General features: G+C 38.0%; 24 protein-coding genes, 1 tRNA gene and 1 other RNA gene. 11 read left to right on the top strand and 15 right to left on the bottom strand.

The annotated features are described in order from the left end of the window. Both B3139_RS19180 and B3139_RS19175 read left to right on the top strand, forming a co-directional pair. Positions 1-205: hypothetical protein (locus B3139_RS19180; RefSeq protein WP_293885101.1), on the top strand; the 205-nt coding region annotated here is incomplete at its 5' end. Continuing rightward, positions 168-1,640: a recombinase family protein gene (locus tag B3139_RS19175; RefSeq protein ID WP_293885100.1), complete on the top strand. Its 1,473-nt coding sequence runs from the start codon at positions 168-170 to the stop codon at positions 1,638-1,640. The genes B3139_RS19180 and B3139_RS19175, both read left to right, overlap by 38 nt. Positions 1,641-1,687: 47 nt before the next feature. Here B3139_RS19175 and ssrA read toward each other — a convergent pair. The 3 genes from ssrA to B3139_RS19160 form a co-directional block, all read right to left on the bottom strand. Then, positions 1,688-2,055: a transfer-messenger RNA gene (ssrA, locus tag B3139_RS19170) on the bottom strand. A 320-nt stretch (positions 2,056-2,375) separates the two neighbouring features. After that, a complete protein-coding gene (locus B3139_RS19165; protein ID WP_293885099.1) occupies positions 2,376-4,406 on the bottom strand; it encodes a M3 family metallopeptidase in 2,031 nt (676 codons plus the stop codon). Between the two features lie 192 nt (positions 4,407-4,598). Beyond that, positions 4,599-5,804, bottom strand: a complete 1,206-nt coding sequence (locus B3139_RS19160; RefSeq protein ID WP_293885098.1) for a pyridoxal phosphate-dependent aminotransferase — start codon at positions 5,802-5,804, stop codon at positions 4,599-4,601. A gap of 266 nt (positions 5,805-6,070) precedes the next feature. Between B3139_RS19160 and B3139_RS19155 the strand changes: the two genes are divergently transcribed. The 4 genes from B3139_RS19155 (at position 6,071) to B3139_RS19140 (ending at position 10,577) form a co-directional block, all read left to right on the top strand. Further along, positions 6,071-7,060, top strand: coding sequence for a cation diffusion facilitator family transporter (locus B3139_RS19155; RefSeq protein ID WP_293885097.1), 990 nt, complete (start codon positions 6,071-6,073; stop codon positions 7,058-7,060). A 147-nt stretch (positions 7,061-7,207) separates the two neighbouring features. Further along, entirely contained in the window at positions 7,208-8,998 is a 1,791-nt protein-coding gene (lepA, locus tag B3139_RS19150; protein WP_293885096.1) for a translation elongation factor 4, read from the top strand. Between the two features lie 64 nt (positions 8,999-9,062). Beyond that, the gene (locus B3139_RS19145) at positions 9,063-9,950 is read left to right on the top strand and encodes a bifunctional 5,10-methylenetetrahydrofolate dehydrogenase/5,10-methenyltetrahydrofolate cyclohydrolase (RefSeq protein ID WP_293885095.1); all 888 of its coding nucleotides are present in this window, start codon (positions 9,063-9,065) and stop codon (positions 9,948-9,950) included. A gap of 84 nt (positions 9,951-10,034) precedes the next feature. Next, a complete protein-coding gene (locus B3139_RS19140) occupies positions 10,035-10,577 on the top strand; it encodes a hypothetical protein (protein ID WP_293885094.1) in 543 nt (180 codons plus the stop codon). A gap of 93 nt (positions 10,578-10,670) precedes the next feature. Here the strand turns inward: B3139_RS19140 and B3139_RS19135 are convergent, their stop codons facing one another. Beyond that, entirely contained in the window at positions 10,671-11,540 is an 870-nt protein-coding gene (locus tag B3139_RS19135) for a serine hydrolase (protein ID WP_293885093.1), read from the bottom strand. Between the two features lie 156 nt (positions 11,541-11,696). Between B3139_RS19135 and B3139_RS19130 the strand changes: the two genes are divergently transcribed. Then, positions 11,697-12,239, top strand: a complete 543-nt coding sequence (locus B3139_RS19130) for a DUF1543 domain-containing protein (RefSeq protein ID WP_293885092.1) — start codon at positions 11,697-11,699, stop codon at positions 12,237-12,239. A 61-nt stretch (positions 12,240-12,300) separates the two neighbouring features. On the opposite strand, the gene B3139_RS19125 is transcribed toward B3139_RS19130, so the two are convergent. The 6 genes from B3139_RS19125 to B3139_RS19100 all read right to left on the bottom strand — a co-directional run bounded on the left by B3139_RS19125 (position 12,301) and on the right by B3139_RS19100 (position 18,365). Next, positions 12,301-13,785 (bottom strand): amino acid permease, encoded by a 1,485-nt coding sequence (locus B3139_RS19125; protein ID WP_293885091.1) that lies wholly within the window; start codon positions 13,783-13,785, stop codon positions 12,301-12,303. 131 nt (positions 13,786-13,916) lie between these two features. Beyond that, the gene (locus B3139_RS19120) at positions 13,917-14,564 is read right to left on the bottom strand and encodes an NAD(P)-dependent oxidoreductase (RefSeq protein ID WP_293885090.1); all 648 of its coding nucleotides are present in this window, start codon (positions 14,562-14,564) and stop codon (positions 13,917-13,919) included. A gap of 7 nt (positions 14,565-14,571) precedes the next feature. Beyond that, positions 14,572-14,985, bottom strand: coding sequence for an Rrf2 family transcriptional regulator (locus B3139_RS19115; RefSeq protein ID WP_293885089.1), 414 nt, complete (start codon positions 14,983-14,985; stop codon positions 14,572-14,574). 109 nt (positions 14,986-15,094) lie between these two features. Next, complete coding sequence (locus tag B3139_RS19110) at positions 15,095-15,781, bottom strand: carboxypeptidase-like regulatory domain-containing protein (protein ID WP_293885088.1); 687 nt, start codon at positions 15,779-15,781, stop codon at positions 15,095-15,097. A 121-nt stretch (positions 15,782-15,902) separates the two neighbouring features. Then, positions 15,903-17,849 (bottom strand): M1 family metallopeptidase, encoded by a 1,947-nt coding sequence (locus tag B3139_RS19105; protein ID WP_293885087.1) that lies wholly within the window; start codon positions 17,847-17,849, stop codon positions 15,903-15,905. A 168-nt stretch (positions 17,850-18,017) separates the two neighbouring features. Then, positions 18,018-18,365: an arsenate reductase gene (locus B3139_RS19100; protein WP_293885086.1), complete on the bottom strand. Its 348-nt coding sequence runs from the start codon at positions 18,363-18,365 to the stop codon at positions 18,018-18,020. 326 nt (positions 18,366-18,691) lie between these two features. Here B3139_RS19100 and fbaA point away from each other — a divergent pair, with 326 nt between their 5' ends. The 3 genes from fbaA to B3139_RS19085 all read left to right on the top strand — a co-directional run bounded on the left by fbaA (position 18,692) and on the right by B3139_RS19085 (position 21,485). After that, positions 18,692-19,771 (top strand): class II fructose-bisphosphate aldolase, encoded by a 1,080-nt coding sequence (fbaA, locus tag B3139_RS19095; protein WP_293885085.1) that lies wholly within the window; start codon positions 18,692-18,694, stop codon positions 19,769-19,771. A gap of 132 nt (positions 19,772-19,903) precedes the next feature. Continuing rightward, on the top strand, positions 19,904-20,578 hold the full coding sequence (locus B3139_RS19090; RefSeq protein ID WP_293885084.1) for a head GIN domain-containing protein: 675 nt from the start codon (positions 19,904-19,906) through the stop codon (positions 20,576-20,578). 238 nt (positions 20,579-20,816) lie between these two features. Further along, a complete protein-coding gene (locus B3139_RS19085; protein WP_293885083.1) occupies positions 20,817-21,485 on the top strand; it encodes a sterol desaturase family protein in 669 nt (222 codons plus the stop codon). A 123-nt stretch (positions 21,486-21,608) separates the two neighbouring features. Here the strand turns inward: B3139_RS19085 and B3139_RS19080 are convergent, their stop codons facing one another. Next, positions 21,609-22,001, bottom strand: a complete 393-nt coding sequence (locus tag B3139_RS19080; RefSeq protein ID WP_293885082.1) for a group III truncated hemoglobin — start codon at positions 21,999-22,001, stop codon at positions 21,609-21,611. A 186-nt stretch (positions 22,002-22,187) separates the two neighbouring features. Between B3139_RS19080 and B3139_RS19075 the strand changes: the two genes are divergently transcribed. Beyond that, positions 22,188-22,754 (top strand): hypothetical protein, encoded by a 567-nt coding sequence (locus B3139_RS19075; protein ID WP_293885081.1) that lies wholly within the window; start codon positions 22,188-22,190, stop codon positions 22,752-22,754. A gap of 202 nt (positions 22,755-22,956) precedes the next feature. Here B3139_RS19075 and B3139_RS19070 read toward each other — a convergent pair whose 3' ends face one another. The 4 genes from B3139_RS19070 to B3139_RS19055 form a co-directional block, all read right to left on the bottom strand. After that, on the bottom strand, positions 22,957-23,490 hold the full coding sequence (locus B3139_RS19070; protein ID WP_293885080.1) for an ExbD/TolR family protein: 534 nt from the start codon (positions 23,488-23,490) through the stop codon (positions 22,957-22,959). Positions 23,491-23,732: 242 nt separating this feature from the next. Further along, a tRNA-Ser gene (locus B3139_RS19065) sits at positions 23,733-23,817 on the bottom strand. A 248-nt stretch (positions 23,818-24,065) separates the two neighbouring features. Continuing rightward, the gene (locus B3139_RS19060; protein WP_293885079.1) at positions 24,066-24,662 is read right to left on the bottom strand and encodes a hypothetical protein; all 597 of its coding nucleotides are present in this window, start codon (positions 24,660-24,662) and stop codon (positions 24,066-24,068) included. Then, the gene (locus B3139_RS19055) at positions 24,649-25,140 is read right to left on the bottom strand and encodes an RNA polymerase sigma factor (protein WP_293885078.1); all 492 of its coding nucleotides are present in this window, start codon (positions 25,138-25,140) and stop codon (positions 24,649-24,651) included. Before B3139_RS19055 ends, B3139_RS19060 begins: the two co-directional genes overlap by 14 nt. Between the last annotated feature and the right edge of the window lie 398 nt (positions 25,141-25,538).

Genomic DNA, 25,538 nt, shown 5'->3' with positions numbered 1-25,538 from the left:
TGTACTTTGTAGGACGGATACAAATAATTCAGTTTTAAAAAATAGCAGTAATCTTGGTAAAGTGAATAAAAAAGACAATACTATAGCAGATCAAAAAATAAAAAATGATGAAAAATTGGTAAATTTAATAGTTAAGATTTTGGTAAACAAAGCAATAAAGGAGGCTAATGAAAAAGGGTATACGTTATTTAAGGTTCAGCAGTGATGGTCAAAGTTTACATAGTATCGAACGTCAAGATTTAATTACAAGCCAATGGATGAATAATAGTGGTGTGGAAATAGTGGATACATTTATCGACGAAGGACATACTGCACGAAACTTTGATAGGCCGGATATTAAGGTACTTTTTGACTTTATCAAAAAGAACCATGATCAAATAGATTACTTGGTTGTAGCTGAATTAACAAGATTCAGTAGAATAGCTGGCGACGCCATTAATATGGTTACAAAAATTCAAGCACTTTATGATGTGAGAATTGTAAGCGCTAGTAGAGGGTCAATTTATGATTGTATGGATCATAATTCCTTCTTTATAATGGGACTTGAATTTTTAATGGGCAATTCTGAAAATATAAAAAGACAGAATGACATAAATGCAGGAATCTATACTGCCAAAGCCATAAAGGGACTATGGATACAAGGAGGACCTGCACCTTTTGGTTATAAAAAAGAAGGAAAGAATGAGGAACGTCGTTTAGTGATAAATGAAAGTGAAGCGATAGTTGTTAGGTATATTTATGAAGCTTTTATTTCCGGGGTTGCGTTATATAAAATTAAAGAAAAGGCGAAGGAGCTAGGGTTAAAACGTATGGGAACTACAGCAGTAGAGCGAATATTGACAAATCCTTTGTATTATGGATTCCAACGTGTTAAAGCGTGGAAACAAAATCCAGGGGGTTTATACCCACTAAAAAATCATGAACCTATTGTTGATCCAACAACGTGGAAATTAGTAAATGAAAAAATAAAAAGAGGTACTAAAGAAAGGAAAATTTATGATGATCAGATTCCACTTCGTGGTGCTTTACGCTGCCATTGCGGAAAGCTATTAACAGGCGCAGCTAGTAAAGGGAAAATGGGAAAATATTATTATTACTATAAATGTAGTATCGCTAGTGCCCATAATAATATAAATGCTGAAAAAGCTCATAAACAATTATCAGGCGCTTTAGAATTAATGAGTCTTCCTGAAAAACTAATATCCAGTATAAAAGAAAAGAGTGAGATCGAAATGGAGATAACTTTAAAAGAACACAAAACATTATTAAAACAACGCCAAATCGAATATGAGCAGACTGGCCAAAAGCTTTTGTCTATTGAAGAAAAATGGATTTCAAATCGAATTCAACACGACACATATGAACGATGGCATAATGAGTTGACTATAAAAAAAGAATCTCTAAAAGAACAAATTGAAAAATTAAAGCATAATGGAGATAAGACTTATTCATTGTTACAAAATCAATTGTTTTACCTTTCTGACCTAAATTATGTTTATACCGAAGCTAACACAATAGAAAAGCAGGAACTCATTAAAATGGTGTTCGACGACTTTTTATTCTATGAAAATGGTATCTATCGAACTCCGTATATTATGGAGCCTTTTGTTCGTAATGAATTGAAAATGAGAGAAAAATGATTTTTAGATTATACAAAAAAACGGGATAATTTTTCAATGATCCCGTCAAGTGGAGCTGGAGAGATTCGAACTCTCGTCCAGTCATGGTACTGTATACGCTTTCTACATGTTTAGCTTCTCTTTAATTGTCGGGCGAGGGAAGGTGAGTCGCTTACCTATACCGTACGCCGTAGTTGCTGTTTCTCACAAGTGCTTAGCAACATCACACCTGCCAGTTCTATTGTTCGATGCCCCGAATGTTAAACCAAAGAACAGGATCTAACGGGACAAATAGCTATGTTAAGTCTAACTTAAGCAGCTAAGGCGTAGTTTTCTTCGCCAGTTATAATTCTGAAAGTTCAGATTAAAGTGCTCTACTAACAACGCACTACATGCTTACATAACCGTCTCCATCCTGTCAATTCCGGTCAACCCCAATTATGTAATACAAAGATACTATTTTTTGCGTAATCAGCAAAGTGTGAGGGATTCTTATTTTAGTGCGTTTATTCTAAATGGAAACAAGTGATATTTTAATAAATTGCTGAGCGCCAAAATATGGTATCCATAAAGTTTAAGGAACTCATCTACACCCATGCATCGGTTAAGCTAAAAAAAGCTAGATTATACGTCAATTTATTCAGATACTCATATTTTAATTGGTATTTTGGTCGATTAAGGAAATTCTTGGTATAACTACGTTTACAGTAAAAAAGCTGGATTTCAAATCCAGCTTTTTTATGATGATCAATTCAATTATCTGATCAATCCAGCCCTTTTCAACAAGGGGTCTACTGAAGGTTCTTGTCCGCGGAAGCGTTTGTAAAGAACCATTGGGTGTTCTGTACCACCTTTTGAAAGTATATTATCCTTGAATTTGGTTGCGATTTCCTTATTGAAGATACCATTCTGTTTGAAGTAATCAAAAGCATCTGCATCCAGTACTTCTGCCCATTTATAGCTGTAATAGCCCGAAGAATAACCACCATTGAAAATATGGGAGAAGGATGTACTCATGGCATTCTCCTTAACATCTGGATAGAGTTTTGTTGAGGCAAACTGTTCATCTTCAAATGCTTTAAGGTCTGAGATTGCCGTTGGGTCTTGTCCGTGCCAACCCATATCCAATAAACCGAAGCTCAATTGGCGCATTGTCGCCATTCCCTCAAGAAATGAAGCGCTTTCGCGGATTTTTTCGACTAGTTCCATCGGGATTACTTCGCCAGTTTCGTAGTGCTTGGCAAATAATTCAAGGGCTTCTTTTTCATAGCACCAATTTTCCATCACTTGACTAGGTAATTCTACAAAGTCCCAATAAACGGAAGTTCCAGATAAAGTGGGATAGGTGCTATCTGCCAGCATACCATGCAGGGCATGGCCAAATTCGTGGAATAAAGTCGTTACTTCTTGAAAAGTTAACAATGACGGTTTTGAAGCTGTAGGACGCGTAAAATTGCAAACAATAGATACATGTGGACGCTCTTGCCTACCATTTTGGACGTATTGTGGTTTAAACGATGTCATCCAGGCACCATTTCGCTTGCCTTTACGCGGGAAGAAATCGGCATAGAAAATAGCAACTAATTCCCCATTGTCTTTACTGACCTCAAATGTTTGCACCTCTTCGTGGTAGGTGTCAATATTATCGACCTCTTTAAAGTTGATGCCAAACAAACGATGAGCCACCTCAAATGCACCTTGCAAGACATTTTCGAGTTTGAAATAGGGTTTGAGCTTTTCATCGTCCAAATTAAAGCGTTCTTGTTTCAACTTTTCGGCATAATAAGCACCATCCCATTTTTCCAATTGGTCTATGCCATCCAAGTTTTTTGCAAATTGGGATAATTCTTCAAATTCTTGCACTGCCGCTGGTTTTGCTTTTCCGAGTAAGTCATTTAAGAATTCAGTGACTTTGCTTGGGTTCTGTGCCATACGCTCGGCAAGGACGAAGTCTGCGTGGGTTGCGTAGCCTAATAATTTGGCCCTTTCGAAGCGGAGTTTTACAATTTTCAGAACATTATCTACGTTGTTATACTCGTTATCCTGAAATGCTTTGCGGCCTGCCGCGAGGGTAATTTCTTTGCGAAGTTCCCGATTGTCGGCATAAGTAACAAATGGAAGATAACTTGGAAAGTCCAGGGTAAAAAGCCAGCCTTCCTTTTCGTTGGCTTTAGCCAAAGCATGTGCAGCTTCTATGGCACCTTCTGGAAGTCCGGCGAGATCTTTTTCGTCGGTTACCAACAGCTGGTAGGCATTGGTTTCGGCGAGGACATTCTCTCCGAATTTCAATTTTAAAAGCGATAGCTCGGCATCTATTTCGCGGAGCTTTTCCTTTTGTTCATCATTCAAAAGCGCACCATTGCGTACAAAATCCTTATAAGATTTTTCCAATAGGGTCGTTTGTTCTACCGTCAATGTCAGTTGATCTTTTTGATCGTATACAGCCTTAACCCTTTTGAAAAGATCGAAATTTAAGGTGATATCATTACCCAATGCAGATAATTTAGGCGCCACATCCTGCGCTATTTTTTCCATATCAGCATTGGTTTCAGCTGAATGGAGATTGAAAAAAATACTGGACAAACGGTCTAATGTCTGGCCTGAATAAGACATCGCTGCGATTGTATTATCGAAGGTCGGCAGCTCGGGATTGTTGACGATAGCATCGACTTCATCTTTTGTTTTTTTTATAGCTTCATCAAATGCGGGAATGTAATCTTCGTTTTTTATCTTTGAAAACGGAGCAGTGTCGTGCTGCGTTTTAAATTTATCTGTTAAAATACTCATAGGAGTAAATGTAATAAATATTTATTTCAAGCGATAGTATCTGCTTTAAATTATGGAGCTGAGATGATATTTGAACTTGGAAGAGTTGAGGCTGTGTCGTGAAAAATCAGGGAATTTAATCAGCGGAGAATAGATTGGGATGGGATAAAAAAAAGAGCTCCTCTGAGCTCTTTTTTTTATTGGTATAAGAGATTAGGCTAGTTTTCCTAATGCTTCTTTGATTCTTTTTAAAGCTTCGATCAAACTTTCATCTGAAGCTGCATAGGACAAACGGATGTAGTTGTCGTTACCGAAAGAATCTCCACCTACTGTCGCTACGTGGCCAACATTCAATAAGTACAAAGCCAAATCAGATGAGTTCTTGATGACATTGCCATCTTGGTCTTTTTTACCGAAGAACGAAGAGATTTCAGGGAAGAAATAGAATGCACCTTCTGGTAGATTTGTTCTTACACCTGGGATTTCAGTCAATAGATCGTATACCAATTGGCGACGACGAGCGAAAGCTTCTTTCATTTTATTGACAGACTCTAATCCTTGTTCATACGCGACAATACCGGCACGTTGAGAAATTGAACAGGTACCTGAGGTTGTCTGTCCCTGTAATTTATCATTTGCGGCAGCAATGGTTTTGTTGGCAGCGATATAGCCTAAGCGCCATCCAGTCATTGCAAATGCTTTTGAAAAACCATTGATGATGATCACTCTATCTTTGATGCTTTCAAACTGGGCGATGGATTCGTGTTTATCGACAAAGTTGATATGTTCATAGATTTCATCAGATAGAATAAATACCTGAGGATGTTTTTCGAAAACTTGGGCCAATGCAGCTAATTCATCCTTGCTATAAACAGTTCCTGTAGGGTTGTTTGGCGAAGAGAACATAAACAATTTGGTTCTTGGTGTAATTGCCGCCTCCAATTGATCCGGTGTAATCTTAAAGTTATTGTCGATTTCAGTATTAATAAATACCGATTTACCTTCTGCTAAAACGACCATTTCTGAATACGATACCCAATATGGTGTTGGTATAATCACCTCATCACCTGGATTGATTAAGGTTAGAATCACATTAGACAGGGATTGTTTTGCACCCGTTGAAACAACAATTTGAGAAATATCATAATCTAAATTGTTTTCTGTCTTCAACTTGTTTACAATTGCCTGGCGAAGTTCAGGGTATCCTGGTACAGGCGAATAACGCGTCCAGTTTTCATCTAGGGCTTTTTTCGCTGCATCTTTTACATGCTCAGGTGTATTGAAATCAGGTTCACCTACGCTAAGGCTAATTACATTAACGCCTTTTGCTGCTAATTCGCGGCCCAACTTGGTCATTTTAAGTGTAGCCGATTCGGACAAATTATTTATCCTGTCTGATAAGTATGATGATGTGCTCATGATAAGACAAAGATATTATATACGTTGCAAATAATCTCCTTTAATTCTGAGAATTTACAAACAAAAGCAACTCTTTTATTGAGCATTTTTAATAAAAGGGCTGTTGAAGCGATTTAGCGCAGTTATTTATTTTTTTCTTGACTTCACCTGTGTAAAACTAATCGATATGATCTGCCTTTATATCTTTACCTTTGCGCTCACAAAATATTGGCAGGGTATCATTTTCGTGGTTTCCTCATATAAGTTTTTATTAAGATTACAGCATCATGTCAAGACAAAGAAGATTGGTCTTATTATCGCTTTTCACCGGGATAGGTTTGATGGTCGTGAAATTTTTCGCCTATTTTTTAACAGATTCCAGTGCAATCTTTACAGATGCGGCGGAAAGTATTGTTAATGTGGTCGCTTCTGGTTTTGCATTTTATAGTATTTATCTTTCAGCTCAGCCTAGGGATGAGAATCATCCTTATGGACACGGTAAAGTGGAGTTCTTTTCGGTATTTTTGGAAGGTGGACTTATTTTTATCGCGGGTGCAATTATCCTAGCCAAAGCCTGTTACAATCTTTTCTTTCCTGCAGCGTTAACACATCTTGAACAAGGGATTTATTTGATTGGTATGACATCTGTGATAAATTTTGTAGTGGGGTTTTATATCATGAGGCGCGGTCGGGCATTGGGATCAATTACTTTGGTGGCGGATGGAAAGCATTTGCAGGTTGATGCGTATAGCACGATCGGATTGATATTGGGGCTATTGTTGATGAAACTGACTGGTTTTCAATGGATCGATGTTGTCATCTCAGTTATGCTGGGACTTTTTATTCTGTTTAATGGTTATAAGTTACTTCGCCAATCGATTGGTGGGTTGATGGATGAATCGGATACAGCGCTCGTGCGGGATGTTGTTAACATTTTGGAAAGCAACAGGAAAGATGAATGGATTGATGTCCATAATCTTCGTGTACAGCGCTATGGAAATGAGCTTCACGTCGATTGTCATCTTACACTCCCCCGTTATCTTGACCTCACCCAGGTACATGATGAAATATCTGAAGTGGACAAGGTCGTTAATGAAGAGATGTCGGTGCGGACCGAATTTTTTGTGCATGCTGACCCTTGTCTTCCACAATGTTGCCAATATTGTCAGGTTGGCAACTGCCCAATTCGTTCAGAGCAATTTGGAGAGCGGATTTCTTGGGACAGAGATAATGTCACGCGAAATCAAAAACATTTTTTATATACCATTGCTGAATAGCGAAGCCCTATTATGGTGCTGATCTTTAAGGAGATTACGCCTTATTCGATCTCATCGCCCGGGGCTAACTAAAATAAAGCTAGTTTATATAAATATATATAAAAAAAGGTATCTTTGCCTTTTAGCAAAAGAGTTTAAAAATCCTATATGAAGCACATTCGTAATTTCTGTATTATTGCGCATATTGACCATGGCAAAAGTACTTTGGCAGACCGCCTTTTAGAGTATACCAATACCATTAGTCAGCGTGAGGCACAGGCACAATTACTTGATAATATGGATTTGGAACGTGAACGTGGTATTACAATCAAGAGTCACGCCATCCAAATGAATTATACCAAAGATGGTCAGGAATATATTTTGAATCTGATTGATACCCCAGGGCATGTGGATTTTTCCTATGAGGTTTCGCGTTCAATTGCTGCTTGCGAAGGCGCTTTATTAATCGTGGACGCATCTCAAGGCATTCAAGCACAAACGATTTCAAATTTATACCTCGCGTTGGAACATGATCTGGAAATCATTCCGATCCTCAATAAAATGGACCTTCCAGGTGCTATGCCAGAAGAAGTAAAAGATCAGATTGTGGATTTGATCGGTGGTGACCGAGATGCGATTATTCCTGCGTCGGGAAAAACAGGTCTTGGCGTTGCGGATATTTTAACAGCTATTGTGGAACGTATCCCACATCCGGTGGGCGATCCTGATGGACCTTTGCAAGCGTTGATTTTTGACTCAGTTTTCAACTCATTCCGTGGTATCATGGCTTATTTTAAAGTTGAAAATGGTAAGATCCGAAAGGGCGACCGCGTGAAATTTGTTGCTACTGGGAAAGAATATTTTGCCGATGAAATTGGGACACTGAAATTAAATCAAGTACCTAAAGAAGTCATTAAGACAGGTGATGTAGGCTATATCATTTCTGGTATTAAGGAAGCACGTGAGGTGAAAGTTGGGGATACCATTACGCATAAGGATAGACCTTGTTCTGAGGCTATCCAAGGGTTTGAAGAGGTGAAGCCGATGGTCTTTGCGGGTATTTATCCTGTCGATACCGAGGATTATGAGGAGTTGCGTGAATCGATGCACCGTTTGCAGTTAAACGATGCTTCTTTGGTGTTTGAACCAGAGTCGTCAGCAGCCTTGGGTTTCGGCTTCCGTTGTGGTTTCTTGGGTATGCTCCACATGGAGATTATTCAGGAACGTCTGGAGCGTGAGTTTGATATGACCGTTATCACGACGGTTCCCAACGTATCCTATAAGGCTTATATGACCAAGGATCAAGAGGAAGTGATCGTACATAACCCATCTGATCTGCCTGATCCAAGTAAATTGGATTCAATTGAAGAACCTTATATCAAAGCTAATATTATTACGAAATCGGATTTCGTAGGACCAATCATGTCACTTTGTATCCAAAAACGTGGAACGATTATGAATCAGCATTATCTAACTTCGGATCGTGTTGAATTGGTTTTTGAGATGCCAATGGGAGAAATTGTATTTGACTTTTATGATAAGTTGAAAACGATATCAAAGGGTTATGCTTCATTCGACTACCACCAGATCGGTTACCGTAAGTCAGATCTGGTAAAATTGGATATCCGCCTGAACGATGAACCAGTAGATGCTTTATCTTCGTTAATTCACAGAAGTAACGCCTATGATTTTGGTAAAAAGATCTGTGAAAAACTAAAAGAACTGTTACCACGTCAACAATTTGAAATTCGTATCCAAGCGTCAATCGGCGCAAAGATCATCGCACGTGAGACGATCTCCGCTTTACGTAAAGATGTTACAGCAAAATGTTATGGTGGTGACATCTCCCGGAAGCGTAAGCTTTTGGAGAAACAAAAGAAAGGTAAGAAACGCATGCGTCAGGTTGGGAACGTAGAGATTCCGCAATCTGCATTTATGGCGGTATTGAAATTAGATTAATCAAAATAACACAATAATAAAGGAGCTCAAGAGCTCCTTTTAAATACAATAAAATCTCCTAAACATGAATCTATTAGATGGTAAACTAGTTTCCGAAAAAATTAAAGAGCAAATTGCGTTGGATGCTGCTGAGTTTACAGCACAGACTGGTCGTAAACCTCATTTGGTTGCTATACTCGTTGGTAATGATGGTGGTAGCGAAACCTATGTGGCTAGTAAAATGCGCAATTGTCAGTTGGTCGGCTTTGAATCAACGAACATTCGCTATGACGAAAGCATTACTCAGGAAGAGTTGATTGCCAAGATCAAAGAAATCAATCAGGATGGGTCTATTGATGGATTGATTGTTCAGTTGCCTTTACCAAAACATATTGATCCGGATAAAGTTACCGAAGCAATTGATTACCGTAAAGATGTAGATGGATTCCACCCCATCAACCTCGGTCGTATGCAGCGTAATCTTCCTTGTTTTATTCCTGCTACACCATATGGTATTATGTTGATGTTGGATTATTATAAAATTGAAACAGCAGGAAAACATGCAGTAGTTGTTGGAAGAAGCAATATTGTGGGATCGCCAATGAGTATATTGTTAGCGCGGAATTCTAATCCAGGTAATTGTACTGTTACCTTAACACATAGTCGCACAAAAGACCTTAGCGCAGAGGTTTTGCGTGGTGATATAGTTGTCGCAGCAATTGGAAAGAAAAATTTTGTTACCGCAGACATGGTTAAAGAAGGTGCTGTCGTTATCGATGTAGGTATCAACAGAGAGGTTTCTACAGAAACGAAATCCGGCTTTAAGCTATATGGTGATGTTGATTTTGAAAATGTTGCTCCTAAGGCATCCTGGATTACACCTGTACCTGGTGGAGTTGGGCTAATGACTATCGTGGGTTTACTGAAAAATACATTAGAAGCCGCGAAAGGAACAATCTATCCAAAGCAATAATTTTTCTATTTGGCATAGAAGTTGTAAATTCATATATGTGCTCTAATGAGCATTTGAAAAACTACACTTATCAATCAATATATAATGAAAAAAATTGCATTTTTAGCAGTCGTGGCAGGAACATTGGTAATGTCTTCTTGCAACAATTCGGAGAAAAAAGATACTGTAACTACCGATTCAGCTCAGACAGTAGGCGAGCACGTAGACGCAGCAATAGCAGATTTAAAAAATGCGGAGGAGAATGCTCGTTTAAAAGCCGAGCAGGCAAAAAAGGATTTGGATGAAGCTATTGCGAAGGGCGATAAAGCAGCTGAAGAAAAAGCTCGTGCAGCTTCAGAGGAAGCAAATACGGCATGGGAAAAAACTAAAGCAGCATTGCGTAATGCTGGAGAGGATGTAAAAGAAGGGTTAAAAGACGCGAAAGATGCAACAGTAGATGCAACGAACACAGCAGTTGATAAAACAAAAGATGCTGCAAAAGATGTCGCTCAAGGCACGAAGAATGTTGCAAATGATGTCGCTACCGGTACGAAAGATGCTGCTAACGATGTAAAAGATGCTTCCAAAAAGGTTGGTGACGATATAAGCCGAAAAGCTAAGAATGTCGGTGAAGCATTAAAGAACTAAATACTATATTGACCCTTATTGATATAATAAAGGGACACATTATACGGTGTCCCTTTATTATATAGTTTCATTTTTATAGTATAAGCTTGATTTTTATTGATAATAATCCCATAGTAATTTTGAAAGCTTCCGAGTGAGGATTTCAGCTTCATTGGTTTTTCCCCAACTTTTATCAGCATTATTCTTGGTGAATATACTGAAAACATAATCTCCCTTCGGTGCATTGACTAGAATAACCTCATTACGCACATCGTCTAGAGATCCTGTTTTAGATGCGGTTTTTACAGTTGCCGGGATTTGTGAAAGCCCTCGCCCATCATAGAACATATTTCCCAGAAGGCGATACATCTGATCGGAAGATTTTGCAGACACAACTTTTCCTTCTCGGATCAATGTCACCAAATCAGCCATCTCCTTGGGGGTTGTCTGCCCCCAACCATATCTTTCCCAATCCGATTTTCGCCCCTCAGTCTGTGAGTTGACAAGCGTGTGCACTAGTCGAAGGTCGGTCATTAATTTATTGATTGCGACCCCACCCCCTGCGAGTTTCTGATTCCAGATACTGGTTACATTATCGCTATATGACAACATAAGACCAATTAAGGTTTTCAGGTCCACTTCTGTACTGTCCTTAAAAAATTGCATGAGCCCAGAGCCACCATATTTTTGATTACTGCGGTACACCAGTTGCTGATCAAGCTGTAATTCACCTTTTTCAATTTTATCAAATATGCCAACTAAAATAGGTATTTTGACAATACTGGCGGTAGGGAAAATGCTGTCAGCCTGAATATTGACCTCTTTATTTTTTTTGAGATGATGTACATAAATGCCAACATCGCCCCGAAAACCTTGAATCAGCTGTATTATTTTCGATTCAAGTTTTTTATCGGTGGAGGGCCTTTGCCCAAACGATGATAGTGATAAAAAAACTAAAGTGGATAATAGGAATATTTTGCGCATTGTTAACGTATAATACATGTTGAATGTGATGGATAATAGTTACTTTTATTGTTTACAGGGCTTAAGTTATGAAATATTCATGATTCTTATGTATGAACACTGATGAAAATAAACGGGATATTTTAACAGAGATAGTGAAAAACTGATTAGTATATTATGAGATTATTTATGATTTTGATCGGCTGTAAACCGAAAAATAGGCGAACAGAGCAGCATGATATTTTCTTTGGAATTGGTGATGAGCTCAAAGATTTTGTCGATCCAATTAAAGATTTTTGGCCAGAGGCTGATGGTAAAATTCACATTGATGCTTACCGTATTGTGCATAAGGTCGGAGAGTATGAAATCAACGTTGTTGAGAGGAGCGATGAACAAACTAATGATTCCGAATTAAAGTTGTTTTTCGTCAATTTAGGAGGGTACAAGCCAAATGAATTTGATGAGTTTCATTACAAGGAGCTTATCGTCGCTTCTAATTTGGCGAAAGCGACTGAAAAGGCGAAACGCACTGCCTTTTGGAAGCATCATAGTTCGGCGCATATTGATGATAAGTATGGCTTGGATGTTGATGATATTTATGAGATAGAAGATCTATTATCGCAAGTTGATAGATGTAAGTATGGTATTCAAATTAGACCAAATGCCGATCGGGAAGAGGATATTATATCTAACGGATATTTTAAACTAAGCGCGTTGTAGTTTAGATGTATTAGTGATCTTTTTAAACAAAGTAGGCTTCTTTATAAGAAGCCTACTTTGTTTAAACTATATTTTGTTTATCTTGATGTCGTTTTCTGATGACACTATGTTTTTTACCATACACGAAGTAAATCAATAACCCTATAGCAAGCCAGATGGCCAGACGTTCCCAACTTTCTATTGGCAACGAAGCCATCATTAAAATACAAACTAAGATGCCCATGACCGGAACAAAAGGTACTAATGGTGTTTTAAATGGTCGCTCCAAATTAGGATCAGTTTTGCGGAGCACTAAAATGCCGACGCAAACTAATGTGAAGGCAAACAGTGTACCAATACTTACCATATGTCCCAGGTCTGAAACCGGAACGAAACCTGCGAATATACTGACGAATACCATAAAAATAGCATTGGTTTTCCAGGGTGTCTGTCTTTTGGATAGATCGGAAAATATCTTTGGAAGTAGACCATCTTTACTCATTGAATAGAATACACGGCTCTGGCCGAGTAACATCACGAGAATAACTGAAGTGTACCCCGCAATAATCGTAATAATCAATGCTGTGTTTAGAAAATGATATCCTGTTTTCGCAAAAGCGGTAGCAACAGGTTTTGCGTCGCCTTTAAACATGGTATAGTTTTCAATACCAGTCATTACGTAGGAGAATAAAACATACAAAAGTGTGCAGATTATTAACGAGCCGATGATGCCTATTGGCATACCTTTTTTAGGATTCTTTGCCTCTTGGGCAGCGGTGCTCACCGCATCAAAGCCAATGAATGCAAAAAATACAACGCCTGCTGCACGCAACACTCCACTGATACCAAAGTGACCAAAATCATCACTCTTTAAAAATGACCAAAAGCTTTGTTGTCCACTTTTCACAAGCTCTTCACCTGCATTTGTAGGAATAAATGGATTGTGATTTGCCGGATTAATAAAGCTCCATCCCAAGGCGATAAAAATTAAGACGACCCCAACTTTTAGAATCACCAAGATATTATTAACACGGGATGATTCCTGTGTGCCGCGCATTAATAAGAGAGATAGTAAACAGACAATAACGATGGCAGGCAAATTAACAACTCCGCCTTCCCAAGGACCTTTGAGCAGGGTGTCGGGTAGTTGGATATGAAATATCATTAGAAGCTGATTGAAATACTGAGACCAGCTGACGGCTACAGTAGCTCCTGCCAATGCATATTCAAGCACAAGATCCCATCCGATAATCCAGGCAACAAATTCCCCCATTGTAGCGTAAGAATAGGTATATGCACTCCCCGCAACAGGAATCATAGAAGCAAATTCCGCATAACAAAGACCTGCGAAGCCACAGCCTACTGCTGCGATGATGAAAGATAGGATAACAGCTGGACCTGCATTTTCAGCGGCAGCAATTCCTGTTAAAGAGAAAAGGCCTGCTCCGATGATGGCCCCAACTCCCAGAGCGATTAGACCCGAACTCGACAGTGTCCTTTTTAGCGTGTGTTCACCATTTTCATTGGCCTCAGCAATCAGTTGAGGAATCGATTTTTTAAATAACATAGGATTGATGATTTACGATTATTTAGCTTCTTAATTGTTTAATTAATGTCAAATATAAATGATATCAATGAAAAAAGGGAAGATTGCTCTTCCCTTTTGTAATAAATCTTAATCAAATGCTTGATTGAGTACTAATACGCTGCTGTAAAGCGTTTATTGAGGAATTGTTTATTTTCAATTTCGTCTACTATTGCGACAGCAAGATCCTCAACTGATAATTTGGACCGGCCTTCGTTATCAAATACCGGAGTATCTAGCCCTGTTCGATACTTACCGGTGCGTATTCCGCCAGCATGAGAATTCATTTCTATCGCTGGACTGAACATGGTCCAGGTAAGTTCAGTTTCTTTTTTGATAATATCTAAATAGTCGGCTGCAGCTAAGGCTCCCGGTTTAATTTCTTTTGGAAAATCAGGGGAATCGACCAATCGATTTCCATCTATTAATAAACTTCCTGCACCGCCGATAACAATGAAGCGATTAACACCTGAATCCTTAACAGCCTGTTGGATAGCTAGTGCTCCTTTTGTAAAATCCTCATACAGATTGGGATTCGTCCAGCCGGCATTGAAAGCCGAAATGACAACATCGACATCTTTTAGAGCTGAAACCAATTGATGATTATCATTAATGTCTACTTGTAGTTTATTTACTCTTTCATTCGATGGCGTATTTTCTGGGTGGCGTGCAATAGCAACGACTTCGTAGTTACGGTTCGCCAATTCTTTTACAAGATGAGATCCTACATATCCTGTTGATCCAATTACTGCTACTTTCATGTCTTTTTTATTTAAATGTTTTGCTAAAATCAGCTAGGTATAACTTTCGCAAACGCTGTACAATATCAGTGTCGACTTCCTGATAAAGATCATGCAATCTGGAATTGATATTTTTACCAACCATACAGTCTGGGTTAGGGCTGTTAAACTTTCCTCCGAATTCTGCCTGTTTGGTACTCAGATAAATATCTGCCAAATCAATCGCTGGATTATTCGGATTGATACGAATACCACCGCCTTTACCTTCTTTGCTAATGAGTAAAGATGCTGCTTTGAGAGAGGCAATTTCTTTGCGAACCACACTGGCATTTATCTGGATACTCGACGCAATGTACTCAGAAGAAAGCCATTGATTTGACTCTTCTAGTTGCGCGAGAACCATGATGTGTAATGCCGTTGCAAATCTCAAGTTGTGTAACATCCTCTGCTGATTTTTAAATTACAACACAAAGTAACAGAAAAGGTTTTAAACTGATGTAAAAAATATTACAGTTTAAAACCTTCTGACAATCACGTGATAAAAGTTTTTCTTATTTTTTCTCGTTAAATTTCTTGTAGCTATCCATAATATACACCTTCAAAGACTCTTGGCTACTATTTTGGACGAATTTATAGGAAGGTCTAAATCGTTCCTTAAACAAGGCTAGGTCCGACCCACTGAGTGGAGTCAATTCTCTAATCAGATTCTCTGTAAATTTTCTATCAACTGCTCTCTTCTCGAGTTCAGCTACCAGAAGCTTATAATTTGAACGAGCTTGTTTTCCCTCTTTACTAAATATACGACTTGGAGAAATCCGTATGCCCCCGCGGTTCTGAGTTGCGTCCGAATATTTTCCTGCAGTCTTTTCGCGTTGTATTTCAGTAGCAAGTCTACTATCAGTCATCCTTTCGACAACGACTTCATTCAGCTGAATTACATTATTCATTCTGTTCAAATAGATTCTCCGCAGGCTATTATCGTAAATAAAGACCGTGTCTTGTTCATAACCCACCGCTTTAATCAAAAGCAGGTCGTTAATTGCCGCATCAATAGCAAATGAGCCATCTCTATTAGTCTGTACTTCAGCCTTTGTTCTTAGATTTTGAATTTGTGCAGCCTCGATTTTCTCACCGCTGACAAGTTCCATAATAATTCCCTTTGTCTTTTCCTGTGCAATGAGATGTCCACTCATTAGCATAAGAAGTGAGCAGCTTAGAATCGCTTGTAATATTTTCATTCGAATAGTTATAGTTATGTACTTTCAATCTATATATGAACAGTGTATTTACTGTTTTGTTTATCAACCTATATCCATGATCGTTCTTTACTCAAAAATAAAGAATACAATTTGAAATTGGCTAATTTGCTTTCCATGAGTTATTGTCGGGATTCTTATCCGGCATCACCATGTCTGGATCTATTTGTACAGATTGTAATGATTCTGCGGTTGGTATTTTAAACTGCCATATCGTGTTCCTTTCCCATATTTCCACTGGCAGTTTTTTACGTATCTTCTTTCCGGATATGGTTGTTGCTTCAACAGTCACGGGCATCGGCAATTTTTCCAAGTTCTCAATGGTAACAAGGGCACCAAACTTAGGATTGTTGTTGACATAGGAAACAGACTTTATACTTTGGTCCATTTGCCAGTTGTTGACAAACCAGCCGCGCCAGAACCAATTTAGATTTTCTCCAGTACCATTCTCAATGGCTTTGAAGAAATCCTCAGGAGTCGGGTGTTTGTATGCCCAATCTTGGATGTACTTTTTAAAGGCATAATCGAATCGCTCAGAACCAATAATTTCGTTTCGCAATAATTTAAGCCCATAAGCCGGTTTGTAATAGACAAGAGCCCCAATATTACGTTCTTTCATATTTTGAGGTGTACTCATGATTGGTTCTAGATTACGAGCCGTAAATATGTAAGATCTGCTTGCCTGACTGCGGTAATATTCGCCATTATTAAATTCCTTTGTCGCAAGTTCATTTATGAATGTATTAAACCCTTCGTCCATCCATCCATGCTCACGTTCATTGGATGCAACAATCATTGGAAACCAATTATGACCAAATTCGTGGTTGGTGACTCCCCATAAGGATCCCGCTTTGGCCTGATGGCCACAAAATGAAAGGGCCGGATACTCCATTCCACCAACATTGGAAGCGACATTGACAGCTACTGGATAGGGATATTCAAACCAGCTTTTTGAATAGATCTCAATAGCGGCTTTCGTATATTCTGTAGAGCGTTCCCAGGCATTGTTGCTGTTGCTTTCTTCTGGATAAGCTGACAAAGCTAGAGCCTTTTTTCCACTAGGCAGATTGATCTTCGCACCGTCGAGTATAAATGCTGTAGAAGATGCCCAGGCGATGTCTTGAGCATTATTAAGTTGATACTTCCAGGTTAAGTTTTTCTTAATGGGGCGCGAGTTTTTGTCGTTAACTTCGTCGGCAGATCGGATAATTACAGTCTCGTCGCTGCGTTGCGCTTGTTGGTATCTTTTGAGTTGTTCGGGCGTAAATACTTCTTGTGGATTTAACAATTCGCCGCCCAAAACAACCATATGATTAGCTGGGGTGGTGATTTCAACCTGGTAATTTCCAAATTCCCGATAAAATTCACCGGGCCCGGTATAAGGAAGGGTATTCCATCCCCGAATATCATCATAAACGCAAAGTCTTGGGAACCACTGTGCAATAGCATAAATTTTACCGTTTTTCGTATCAAGTATCCCTGTGCGATCGGCACCATACTTTGGCACTGTATATTGGTATTTAATCTTAAATGTTATTTTTCCGCCCTTACTTTTCAAAGATGTAGGAAGTCTAAGTTGCATCCGTGTGTCGTTAATAATATGCTCGATTGCGCTTCCGTTGGCATCGGTAACGGATTGGATCTGATATCCTCCGTCAAATGTCGAGTTGCCATCACCGTAACGACTGCTGGTCAATGGGGAGATCAATTGACCACGCCCATATTGCGAAAACATATTTTGATCTAATTGTAACCAGAGATAATCCATATTGTCTGGACTATTGTTACTATATGTAATCTCAACAGAACCTGTAATTTGATCGTTTTGATCGTTCAGCGAAGCCTGTATTTTGTAGTCTGCTGCATTTTGCCAGTACGCCGGTCCTGGTTTTCCGGAAGCCGAGCGATAGTCATTGCCATTGTTTTTAAAGAATAGAGGAGCAAAGGCTTCGGTATAGCTGTAGTTGGATGTTTTCTCCTGCGAAAAGGCAGGTAAAGCATGGCTCAACGCCAAAAGGCTTAAGGAAGCCAGTGCAATTCTTTTCATCATACTTTTATTTAAATTATATTTATGTCCTCCAATATACAATGAAAAGTAGATTGAGCCAAAAAAACGCAATGTGCGTTTCAAGAGTTAACGGATAAAAGGAAAACTGAAGGGCTTATTTTGGATAATTGAAGGCTTTTCTAAGCCTCCGCCCATGAGAGTTGCCTAAAACTATTTTAAATTTGTTACATATTCTGCTTCATTAAATCCCAATATTATTCCTTTGTTATATTCAACAATAGGACGTTTAATCATACTGGTGTTTTCTTGGAGGAGCTTGTTTGCACTTACACTATCAACGACCTGATTTTGCGTTTCTTGTGACAACTTTTTCCATGTTGTTCCCTTTTTGTTTATTAGAGCTTCCCAATCTACATGAGTCTCCCATTCTTTTAATTTATTTTCACTGACACCTTCTTTTTTAAAATCATGGAATTCAAATGGAACATTATTATCTTTCAGCCATGTAAGTGCTTTTTTTACTGTGTTGCAATTTTTGATACCGTATACGTGTAGCATAAGAGATACAATTTAGTGAATCCAAATTTAATCAATCCTCTTTCATTTTTTTAATAATTTGTACTTCAGGATATTTTTGCGGCGCAGAATAACAAATTCAATTCGAGTAGTGGATAGTTTGTTGTGATCTAATTATGAAGTAGGGAAGAATGTGAAAGTTTCCTAAAAATCTGATTGTTACATTTCTTTTGAAAAGTCAAGATTTTACATTTTGTGCAAATCATAGTGTATTTAGTACACTGTTAAAATTAGGAAGTAATAATAATTTTTAATAATTTAGTAGCTTCAAGTTTCATGAAAGATTAAAATAAATCAATAACAAAAATATGAGCCTAAAAGATTTTAAAGGTGTATTGACAGGAGATCAAGTACAAGAGTTGTTTGAAGTTGCGAAGAAACATAAGTTCGCTTTGCCTGCGGTAAACATTATCGGGACAAATTCTATCAATGCGGTTATGGAAACTGCAAAAGCAGTAAATTCTCCTGTAATTATTCAATTGTCAAATGGTGGCGCACAATTTTATGCTGGTAAAACCTTGAACAATGATAATTTACAAGCTTGTGTATTGGGAGCGGTGTCTGCAGCTCAGCATGTTCATTTATTAGCGGAGCATTACGGTGTAGCTGTTATTTTGCATACGGATCATGCCGCTAAGAAACTTTTACCTTGGATTGACGGCTTGTTGGATGCTGGTGAAAAATTCTTTGCTCAACATGGTAAACCATTGTTCTCTTCGCATATGTTGGACCTTTCTGAGGAACCTATTGAGGAAAACATTGAAATTTCGGCAAAATACTTGGCTCGAATGAAACCACTAGGGATGACTGTAGAAATTGAGTTAGGTGTTACAGGTGGAGAAGAAGATGGTGTTGACAACTCGGACGTAGACAGTTCAAAATTGTATACTCAGCCAGAGGAAGTTGCTTATGCTTTTGAAGAATTATCGAAAGTATCTGATAAATTTACAGTAGCAGCTGCATTTGGAAATGTTCACGGTGTTTACAAACCAGGTAATGTAAAGTTACAGCCAGTTATTTTGCATAACTCACAAGAGTATATTCGTGAAAAATATAATCTTAGTGCTGAAAAGCCAGTAAACTTTGTGTTCCATGGTGGATCTGGTTCTTCGCCTGAAGAAATTGCAGAAGCGATTTCGTACGGTGCAATCAAGATGAATATCGATACAGATATGCAATGGGCGTTCTGGGAAGGTGTTAGAGCATACGAAGCCAAAAATCACGACTATTTGCAAGGACAGATCGGTAATCCAGAAGGAACTGATTCGCCAAATAAAAAATATTACGATCCGCGTGTGTGGTTGCGTAAAGGTGAGGAAGCATTTGTTGCCCGTTTGAAAGAAGCATTCGCTGACTTGAACGCTGTAGATGTAAATAGTAAACTGTAATCCACGAAAAGAATAGCATAGAAAAAACGCCCTCAGAGAGGGCGTTTTTTTATGTCAAAATAGGTTAAATATATCGTTTTTGATAGCAATTGGCTTATTTTTTGACAATCAACAATAAAAAGTCAAATAAATATGAAATTTTTAGGAGTTAGTGTAATACTTTTATTAATGGCCCAAGTTAGCTTTGGTCAGATAAAGCAAAATGTTGGCGATTTTTCTTCAGTATTAGCGACCGACAAGATTCAGGTTGAGCTGATTAAATCAAATGAGTCTTTGGTAACCTTCGAAGGACAAAATCACGAGAATGTTAAGGTCGTGAATACCAACGGATCCTTGGTGTTGAAAATGAATACGTTGAATATGCTTCAAGGAGGCAATATATCTGTTAAAGTATATTATAAAACTTTGGGCAATGTTGAAGCGAAAAAGGGCGCTAAGGTATTTGCGACCACAGATAATACAATTTCGGCCGATCACTTAAAGGTATATGCTTCGGAGGGCGGGCTGGTAGATCTGTATGCTGACGTAAAAACAGCTGAGATCAAAGTAACTTCGGGTGCCACAATAGCGCTGTATGGAAAGGCAAACAAACAAGAGATTATCTCGAACTTTGGAGGCAAATATGAGGGGAAAGATTTTAAGACTTCCACTACTATGGTTACTGTCAATGGTGGCGGTAAAGCAGATGTCTATGCCGCTGATTCCATTGAAACAAAAACGCGCGGCGGTGGTATCATTGATGTCTATGGAAAACCAGAACAACGTGTAGAGAAGAAAATGGCGGGGGGCACAGTCAATTTTAAATAAGCTAAACTGTCTTGGATTTGTCAATTTTACTTTGTGTTGATTTTATTGAATTTTTATCAATTGAACTGATATCTGATGTAAGAGATCAAATAAAAAGGGTTTAGCCCAATGCTTAAAGTAATTATTGTTTAACCTTTTTATTAAAAAGGTCAGTAGTTTTGTTTTTCTAGTCAGAAACCTTCTTCATTTGTGTCTAAAATAGTTATTTTTGTGAGGGAATAATAATAAAAATAGTATTATGGCGAAGCGTAATTATGTTTCAAATTCAATGGAGTCTACGCGCATGTTCAAAAATGACTTTTTGGAGTCATTGACGAAAGTGCATTGGAGTGTACCTTTGATTTTCTATGTACCTGTGGTGGCTTTCTTTTCGTACAAAGCTTTAGTTTGGGGAGATATTCCCTTCTTAACATACATGGGGTATTTTGTTTTTGGCTTGGCTTTTTGGACTGCTTTTGAATATGCTCTACATCGATGGGTATTTCACTATCATCCCACGACGGAGTGGGGGAAAAGAGTCGCTTTTATTTTCCATGGTGTGCATCATGATTTTCCTAGGGACCGTATGCGCTTGGTGATGCCGCTGTCAGCGAGTATCCCACTTGCCGCCTTGGTGTATCTCGGATTCACATTGTTTTTCTCAGATGAATTTGTTCTGGCTTGCTTTTTTTCAGGTTTTATGGTGGGCTATTTAATCTATGACGAATGTCATTATGCGATGCATCATGCTAATTTTAAAAGCGGTATTTTCAAGCGTATCAAGCAACATCACATGTTGCACCATTATTCTGATCCGGAAAAAGGATTTGGTGTAAGCTCTTCCTTATGGGATGAAATCCTACGTTCGGGCTTTGAAGAAAAAGAGTCTAAAAAAGAAACCTCTTCATTAAAAGAAGAAAAAGCATAAAGTTGGTTTTGTCCCTGATAAGGCCCTTGGGTTATCCCCAAGGGCCTTTTATGTTTTTCTAAAAATTCTTTTGTAATTATTTTTTATGGTAGCATTTATTTAATGTTTGCCTTTAAAGCTTTTTTATATTAAAGGTTTCTTGTTGGGGTTAGCATTTAGATAGTCAAGTTTGAACTGGAACATCTGAGCCATTTTCTGTGCACGCCATTTTGCCTCTTGTGCTTTTTCACCAGCAAATAAGTCGTCCACCGTTTCTTCAAATAGTTTGAGCCATTGGGCGAAATGTTTTTCTTCTATGGGTAAATTTATATGCGGAGGAAAAGGGCTGCCAAAATAACTGTGTTGATCCAATAGAAGCGTTTGCCAAAAAGTGTACATTTTCTCGAGGTGTACAGCCCAATTGTTTTGGATACGATCCTGAAAAATAGGTCCTATCGTTGTGTCGCTACGCACTATACGGTAGAACTCATCTACTAATAATTTAATGTCATCGAGAGTTTGGATGTCTTGTTTCATCAACGTACAATCTAGCTTGTGAATAAGATTTAAATGTTGGTAAAAAACTTATTCATCGTGTTTTTTATACCCTAAATATAGTAACATTTATGGAGTGCGATATCACTCGGATGTAAAGAAGGCTGGCTAAAATTTTGTATTTTCCTTTTATTGTCAGTAAATTGAATCCATACTAAGGGAAAACATATGGGAAAGTACGTCTTTTTAATCCTATTGTCGGTGGGATTTTATACTGCCGAAGCGCAGATTACAACAATTTCGATCAATAAGGAAAATTTTCAGGCCTCTAATTTCCCATTTAAAGGCAAACGGGTATTGCAAGTGGAGCGTATCCAAACGCCTAAGGAAGATAATTACATTGTTTTTTCAAAAGACGAACGTGGCGCAAATCCTGATAATCTTTATGTGCAGCATTTTCAGCAAGTCGACGGCATGTGGAAGGTTGTAACTGCTGAGACAATTTCTGAAGTGGGGGTAATAACATCGGTTTGGGAATCACGAAAGGCTTTTTTTGATGCCGATAAAGATGGAAAATTGGATGCGTTATTTGTCTATTCAAGACATCCACAGGATAATGTCCAGAAGCAGCTCAGTTGTATTGGTTTAGTCCTGTACAAAAATAAGTTTTATCGCCTTCGTGCTGAAGAAGCTGATGGTTATAGTCAGACAACGTATTCTGAAAATTATTCATCTTTACCAGTAGAGGTGAGGGAAACTGTGGAACGTTATTGGGAGAATCTTGATAAAAGATAATTGACACTTATGAATTTAATGTCTTGGATTTGCCGAAAGATCATCATGCCATGATCTTTCGGTAAACCTGTTTTATCTTATAGTTCATTGGGAAACGGAGTCTGCGCACTTATTAATATCAATCGATTAATTTAAGAAGAATTGGTTTGATAGGCTACATTCATGGGGCTGGTTGGCTGAGGTAATTTAAACCTTAATTCAACTAGAGTGCAGCCAATAATTTTCTTTCTTCCTCAATTTGTGTTTTACTTATCACATAACGCGAAATGCGCTGTTTCTTTAATTGATCTATCGTCTGAATAAGGTCTTTTGTACGTGCTTCTTTGCTAGGTTTAATCAATACAATCATATCCTTCGTATTGGGCATGGTACTTATCTTTGCTTTTAGTTGTGCAATAACTGTCGATAATTCTTTCTCGATATTTACCGCTACTTTTGAAGAGCTGATAGGTTTTTTATAATCTCCATGATACCACATAAATTTTCCTTCGCCTAGAATCAGTGTTGCTGTACGATTTTCATCAATCAGAATTGGACTTTCTACTTCTGATTTGGTTTTGTCTGGCATAGCAATATCCATTGCTGACGGTTTGTTTAAAGTTGTGGTCAGCATAAAAAATGTAATGAGGAGAAAGGCGAGGTCTACCATTGCAGTCAGATCCACTTTAGGAGCCATTTTTCTGCTTCTTATTTTTTTCTTTCCCGTTTCTGGTGTTTTTTGGTTTAATTCTGCCATGGTCGTCTTCTTTAGGTTAACACTGTTGTTGTCACTCAGAAGTATGATGTCGGAAGTAGAAAGATTCCATAGATTTTATTGGAAAATGCGGTTTTTTTGTGCAAACTTTCCAGGTTTTTGAAGAATCATGTTCCATATCAGGAGTTTGAAAAGGCAATGATATTGTTCTAACTTTTGCTCGCAACTTAAGTTCGAACCGCGTAATACGCAAAAAGCCTTTCATTTCTGAAAGGCTTTTTCTGCGGAGAGTGAGGGATTCGAACCCCCGAACCTGTGACAGTTAACGGTTTTCAAGACCGCCGCATTCGACCACTCTGCCAACTCTCCGCGACAAAAGTAGAAATTCTGAATAGATTTACAAAACTTATTTTGCATTTTTCTTTAGCTAAATGGATGTGGCAATTTTTTGAAAGGTAATCTTATTGAATATTAGCTGTTTATTTTTGAATTTTTTAAGTTGCCAAATAAACTATAAGAGCTATCCAAAGGAGCTTTTGACAGCATATGCTTTGCATCCGAGATTTTTATTCTATTTATTTGAACGAGTCCATCACAAGAGTGATAAGGAAGCTTTTCTAATTACCAAATTGCCTTTCCAATTCCTCTAATTGCGAAATAATTTCATTAATATCTTGATCATTTTTTGCAAGCTGCTTTTTGCCGATATAGAAATAAGAAAATAATATCCACCCGTAGGTAGGCAGGTAAGCCAAAAGATAATACGTAGAATTAGCTCCTTGTAGAATTTCCCAAAGATAGATTGAGAGTGCTATACTTAAGAGTATATGGTAAATAGGCAGGTTCCAATGGATTCTTTTCTTTCTAAATATATTGAATTGCCGCCATTGCAGCAGGTGTTCGGTTGGAATAGCCGTTTCGCTGATTTGTTTAATTTTATTTGCCGTTGTAAGCATTAAGCTAGCTTGTGTAAAACAGAGTAAAGATACAATGAAGAGGGAACTATACAAGGTTAGCGTCTTATGTCTAAAGTCAAGAAAATAGACTAACGCAATAATGGCTATGCCAGTGATTAATAATAAAATTGCACCTATTATCTCTTTCCTGATCAGTACCTGACGGAAACTTTTGATTCTACTCAGCTTAATCTGAGGCAGGATGTCATTCTGGTCATCTTGTTTCCAAAGATGCTTTAAATCGTTAAAGTCTTGCATATTTATGGAAAATTTCTGTTAATTCTTTTTTAATTCTATGAATTTTGACACGCAGATTGTTTTCTGTAATCCCAGTAATTTCTGCTATTTCTTCATAAGGTTTTTCATCCATTACCAATGTGATTAATACTCTATCTGCCTCTTTTAGCTTACTTATGCATGTGTATAGAAGATCGATTTGTTGCACTTTTTCATCCGATGTTTCGTCAGGAATATCAATGAAGGTTCTGTCAGATATTTTTTCGACATGTTTCTTTTTCCGCAAGTTCATCAGGCAATTGTTGATTGCTATTCTATAAATCCAGGTGCTTAACTTAGCATCATTGCGAAAACTGTCAATCTTCATCCATACGGTGATAAATGTTTCTTGGATTAAGTCTTCAGCGCTATCTCGGTCTCCAGTATAACTGAGACATAGTTTGCGAATAGTCGGCGCATATTCCTTATAGATAATCTCAAAATTCTCTTTGCTGGTCATTGGATTATTTTAAAATTGTATCCAGTTCAGTGATTTTTGCGTAAAGGTTGTACTCCGAATCTTCGGCAAGGTCGCAAGGATTATGACTTTGATCAGATTGAATAAATGACTAAGCAGATTTTCACTCATACGCATAAATATAATGTTCATAAAATTGATTTTAAAATTAGAAATCTTGATTGTCTGGAATATTATGTCTATTAGATGTGCTAGTATTCGAGTTATTACACAAAAAGCAAAATAAAAATAATAGAATCAGGGAAGTGGATTAGTATCGGAAGGTTTTATCTGAGATGAAACTATTTGAGCTATGGGCAACGCCTTTGGTCCGAACCATGTAAAATGCAAAAAGCCTTTCATTTCTGAAAGGCTTTTTCTGCGGAGAGTGAGGGATTCGA

The organism is Sphingobacterium sp. UBA1498, assembly GCF_002325125.1.
Lineage (GTDB): Bacteria > Bacteroidota > Bacteroidia > Sphingobacteriales > Sphingobacteriaceae > Sphingobacterium.
This window is presented reverse-complemented; position numbering and strand designations above follow the sequence as displayed.

Excerpts from the sequence above, each read along its gene's own strand:
- B3139_RS19175 (WP_293885100.1), top strand. The coding sequence starts at position 168 with ATGAAAAAGGGTATACGTTATTTAAGGTTCAGCAGTGATGGTCAAAGT.
- B3139_RS19165 (WP_293885099.1), bottom strand. The coding sequence starts at position 4,406 with ATGAGTATTTTAACAGATAAATTTAAAACGCAGCACGACACTGCTCCG.
- B3139_RS19160 (WP_293885098.1), bottom strand. The coding sequence starts at position 5,804 with ATGAGCACATCATCATACTTATCAGACAGGATAAATAATTTGTCCGAA.
- B3139_RS19155 (WP_293885097.1), top strand. The coding sequence starts at position 6,071 with ATGTCAAGACAAAGAAGATTGGTCTTATTATCGCTTTTCACCGGGATA.
- lepA (WP_293885096.1), top strand. The coding sequence starts at position 7,208 with ATGAAGCACATTCGTAATTTCTGTATTATTGCGCATATTGACCATGGC.
- B3139_RS19145 (WP_293885095.1), top strand. The coding sequence starts at position 9,063 with ATGAATCTATTAGATGGTAAACTAGTTTCCGAAAAAATTAAAGAGCAA.
- B3139_RS19140 (WP_293885094.1), top strand. The coding sequence starts at position 10,035 with ATGAAAAAAATTGCATTTTTAGCAGTCGTGGCAGGAACATTGGTAATG.
- B3139_RS19135 (WP_293885093.1), bottom strand. The coding sequence starts at position 11,540 with ATGCGCAAAATATTCCTATTATCCACTTTAGTTTTTTTATCACTATCA.
- B3139_RS19130 (WP_293885092.1), top strand. The coding sequence starts at position 11,697 with ATGAGATTATTTATGATTTTGATCGGCTGTAAACCGAAAAATAGGCGA.
- B3139_RS19125 (WP_293885091.1), bottom strand. The coding sequence starts at position 13,785 with ATGTTATTTAAAAAATCGATTCCTCAACTGATTGCTGAGGCCAATGAA.
- B3139_RS19120 (WP_293885090.1), bottom strand. The coding sequence starts at position 14,564 with ATGAAAGTAGCAGTAATTGGATCAACAGGATATGTAGGATCTCATCTT.
- B3139_RS19115 (WP_293885089.1), bottom strand. The coding sequence starts at position 14,985 with ATGTTACACAACTTGAGATTTGCAACGGCATTACACATCATGGTTCTC.
- B3139_RS19110 (WP_293885088.1), bottom strand. The coding sequence starts at position 15,781 with ATGAAAATATTACAAGCGATTCTAAGCTGCTCACTTCTTATGCTAATG.
- B3139_RS19105 (WP_293885087.1), bottom strand. The coding sequence starts at position 17,849 with ATGATGAAAAGAATTGCACTGGCTTCCTTAAGCCTTTTGGCGTTGAGC.
- B3139_RS19100 (WP_293885086.1), bottom strand. The coding sequence starts at position 18,365 with ATGCTACACGTATACGGTATCAAAAATTGCAACACAGTAAAAAAAGCA.
- fbaA (WP_293885085.1), top strand. The coding sequence starts at position 18,692 with ATGAGCCTAAAAGATTTTAAAGGTGTATTGACAGGAGATCAAGTACAA.
- B3139_RS19090 (WP_293885084.1), top strand. The coding sequence starts at position 19,904 with ATGAAATTTTTAGGAGTTAGTGTAATACTTTTATTAATGGCCCAAGTT.
- B3139_RS19085 (WP_293885083.1), top strand. The coding sequence starts at position 20,817 with ATGGCGAAGCGTAATTATGTTTCAAATTCAATGGAGTCTACGCGCATG.
- B3139_RS19080 (WP_293885082.1), bottom strand. The coding sequence starts at position 22,001 with ATGAAACAAGACATCCAAACTCTCGATGACATTAAATTATTAGTAGAT.
- B3139_RS19075 (WP_293885081.1), top strand. The coding sequence starts at position 22,188 with ATGGGAAAGTACGTCTTTTTAATCCTATTGTCGGTGGGATTTTATACT.
- B3139_RS19070 (WP_293885080.1), bottom strand. The coding sequence starts at position 23,490 with ATGGCAGAATTAAACCAAAAAACACCAGAAACGGGAAAGAAAAAAATA.
- B3139_RS19060 (WP_293885079.1), bottom strand. The coding sequence starts at position 24,662 with ATGCAAGACTTTAACGATTTAAAGCATCTTTGGAAACAAGATGACCAG.
- B3139_RS19055 (WP_293885078.1), bottom strand. The coding sequence starts at position 25,140 with ATGACCAGCAAAGAGAATTTTGAGATTATCTATAAGGAATATGCGCCG.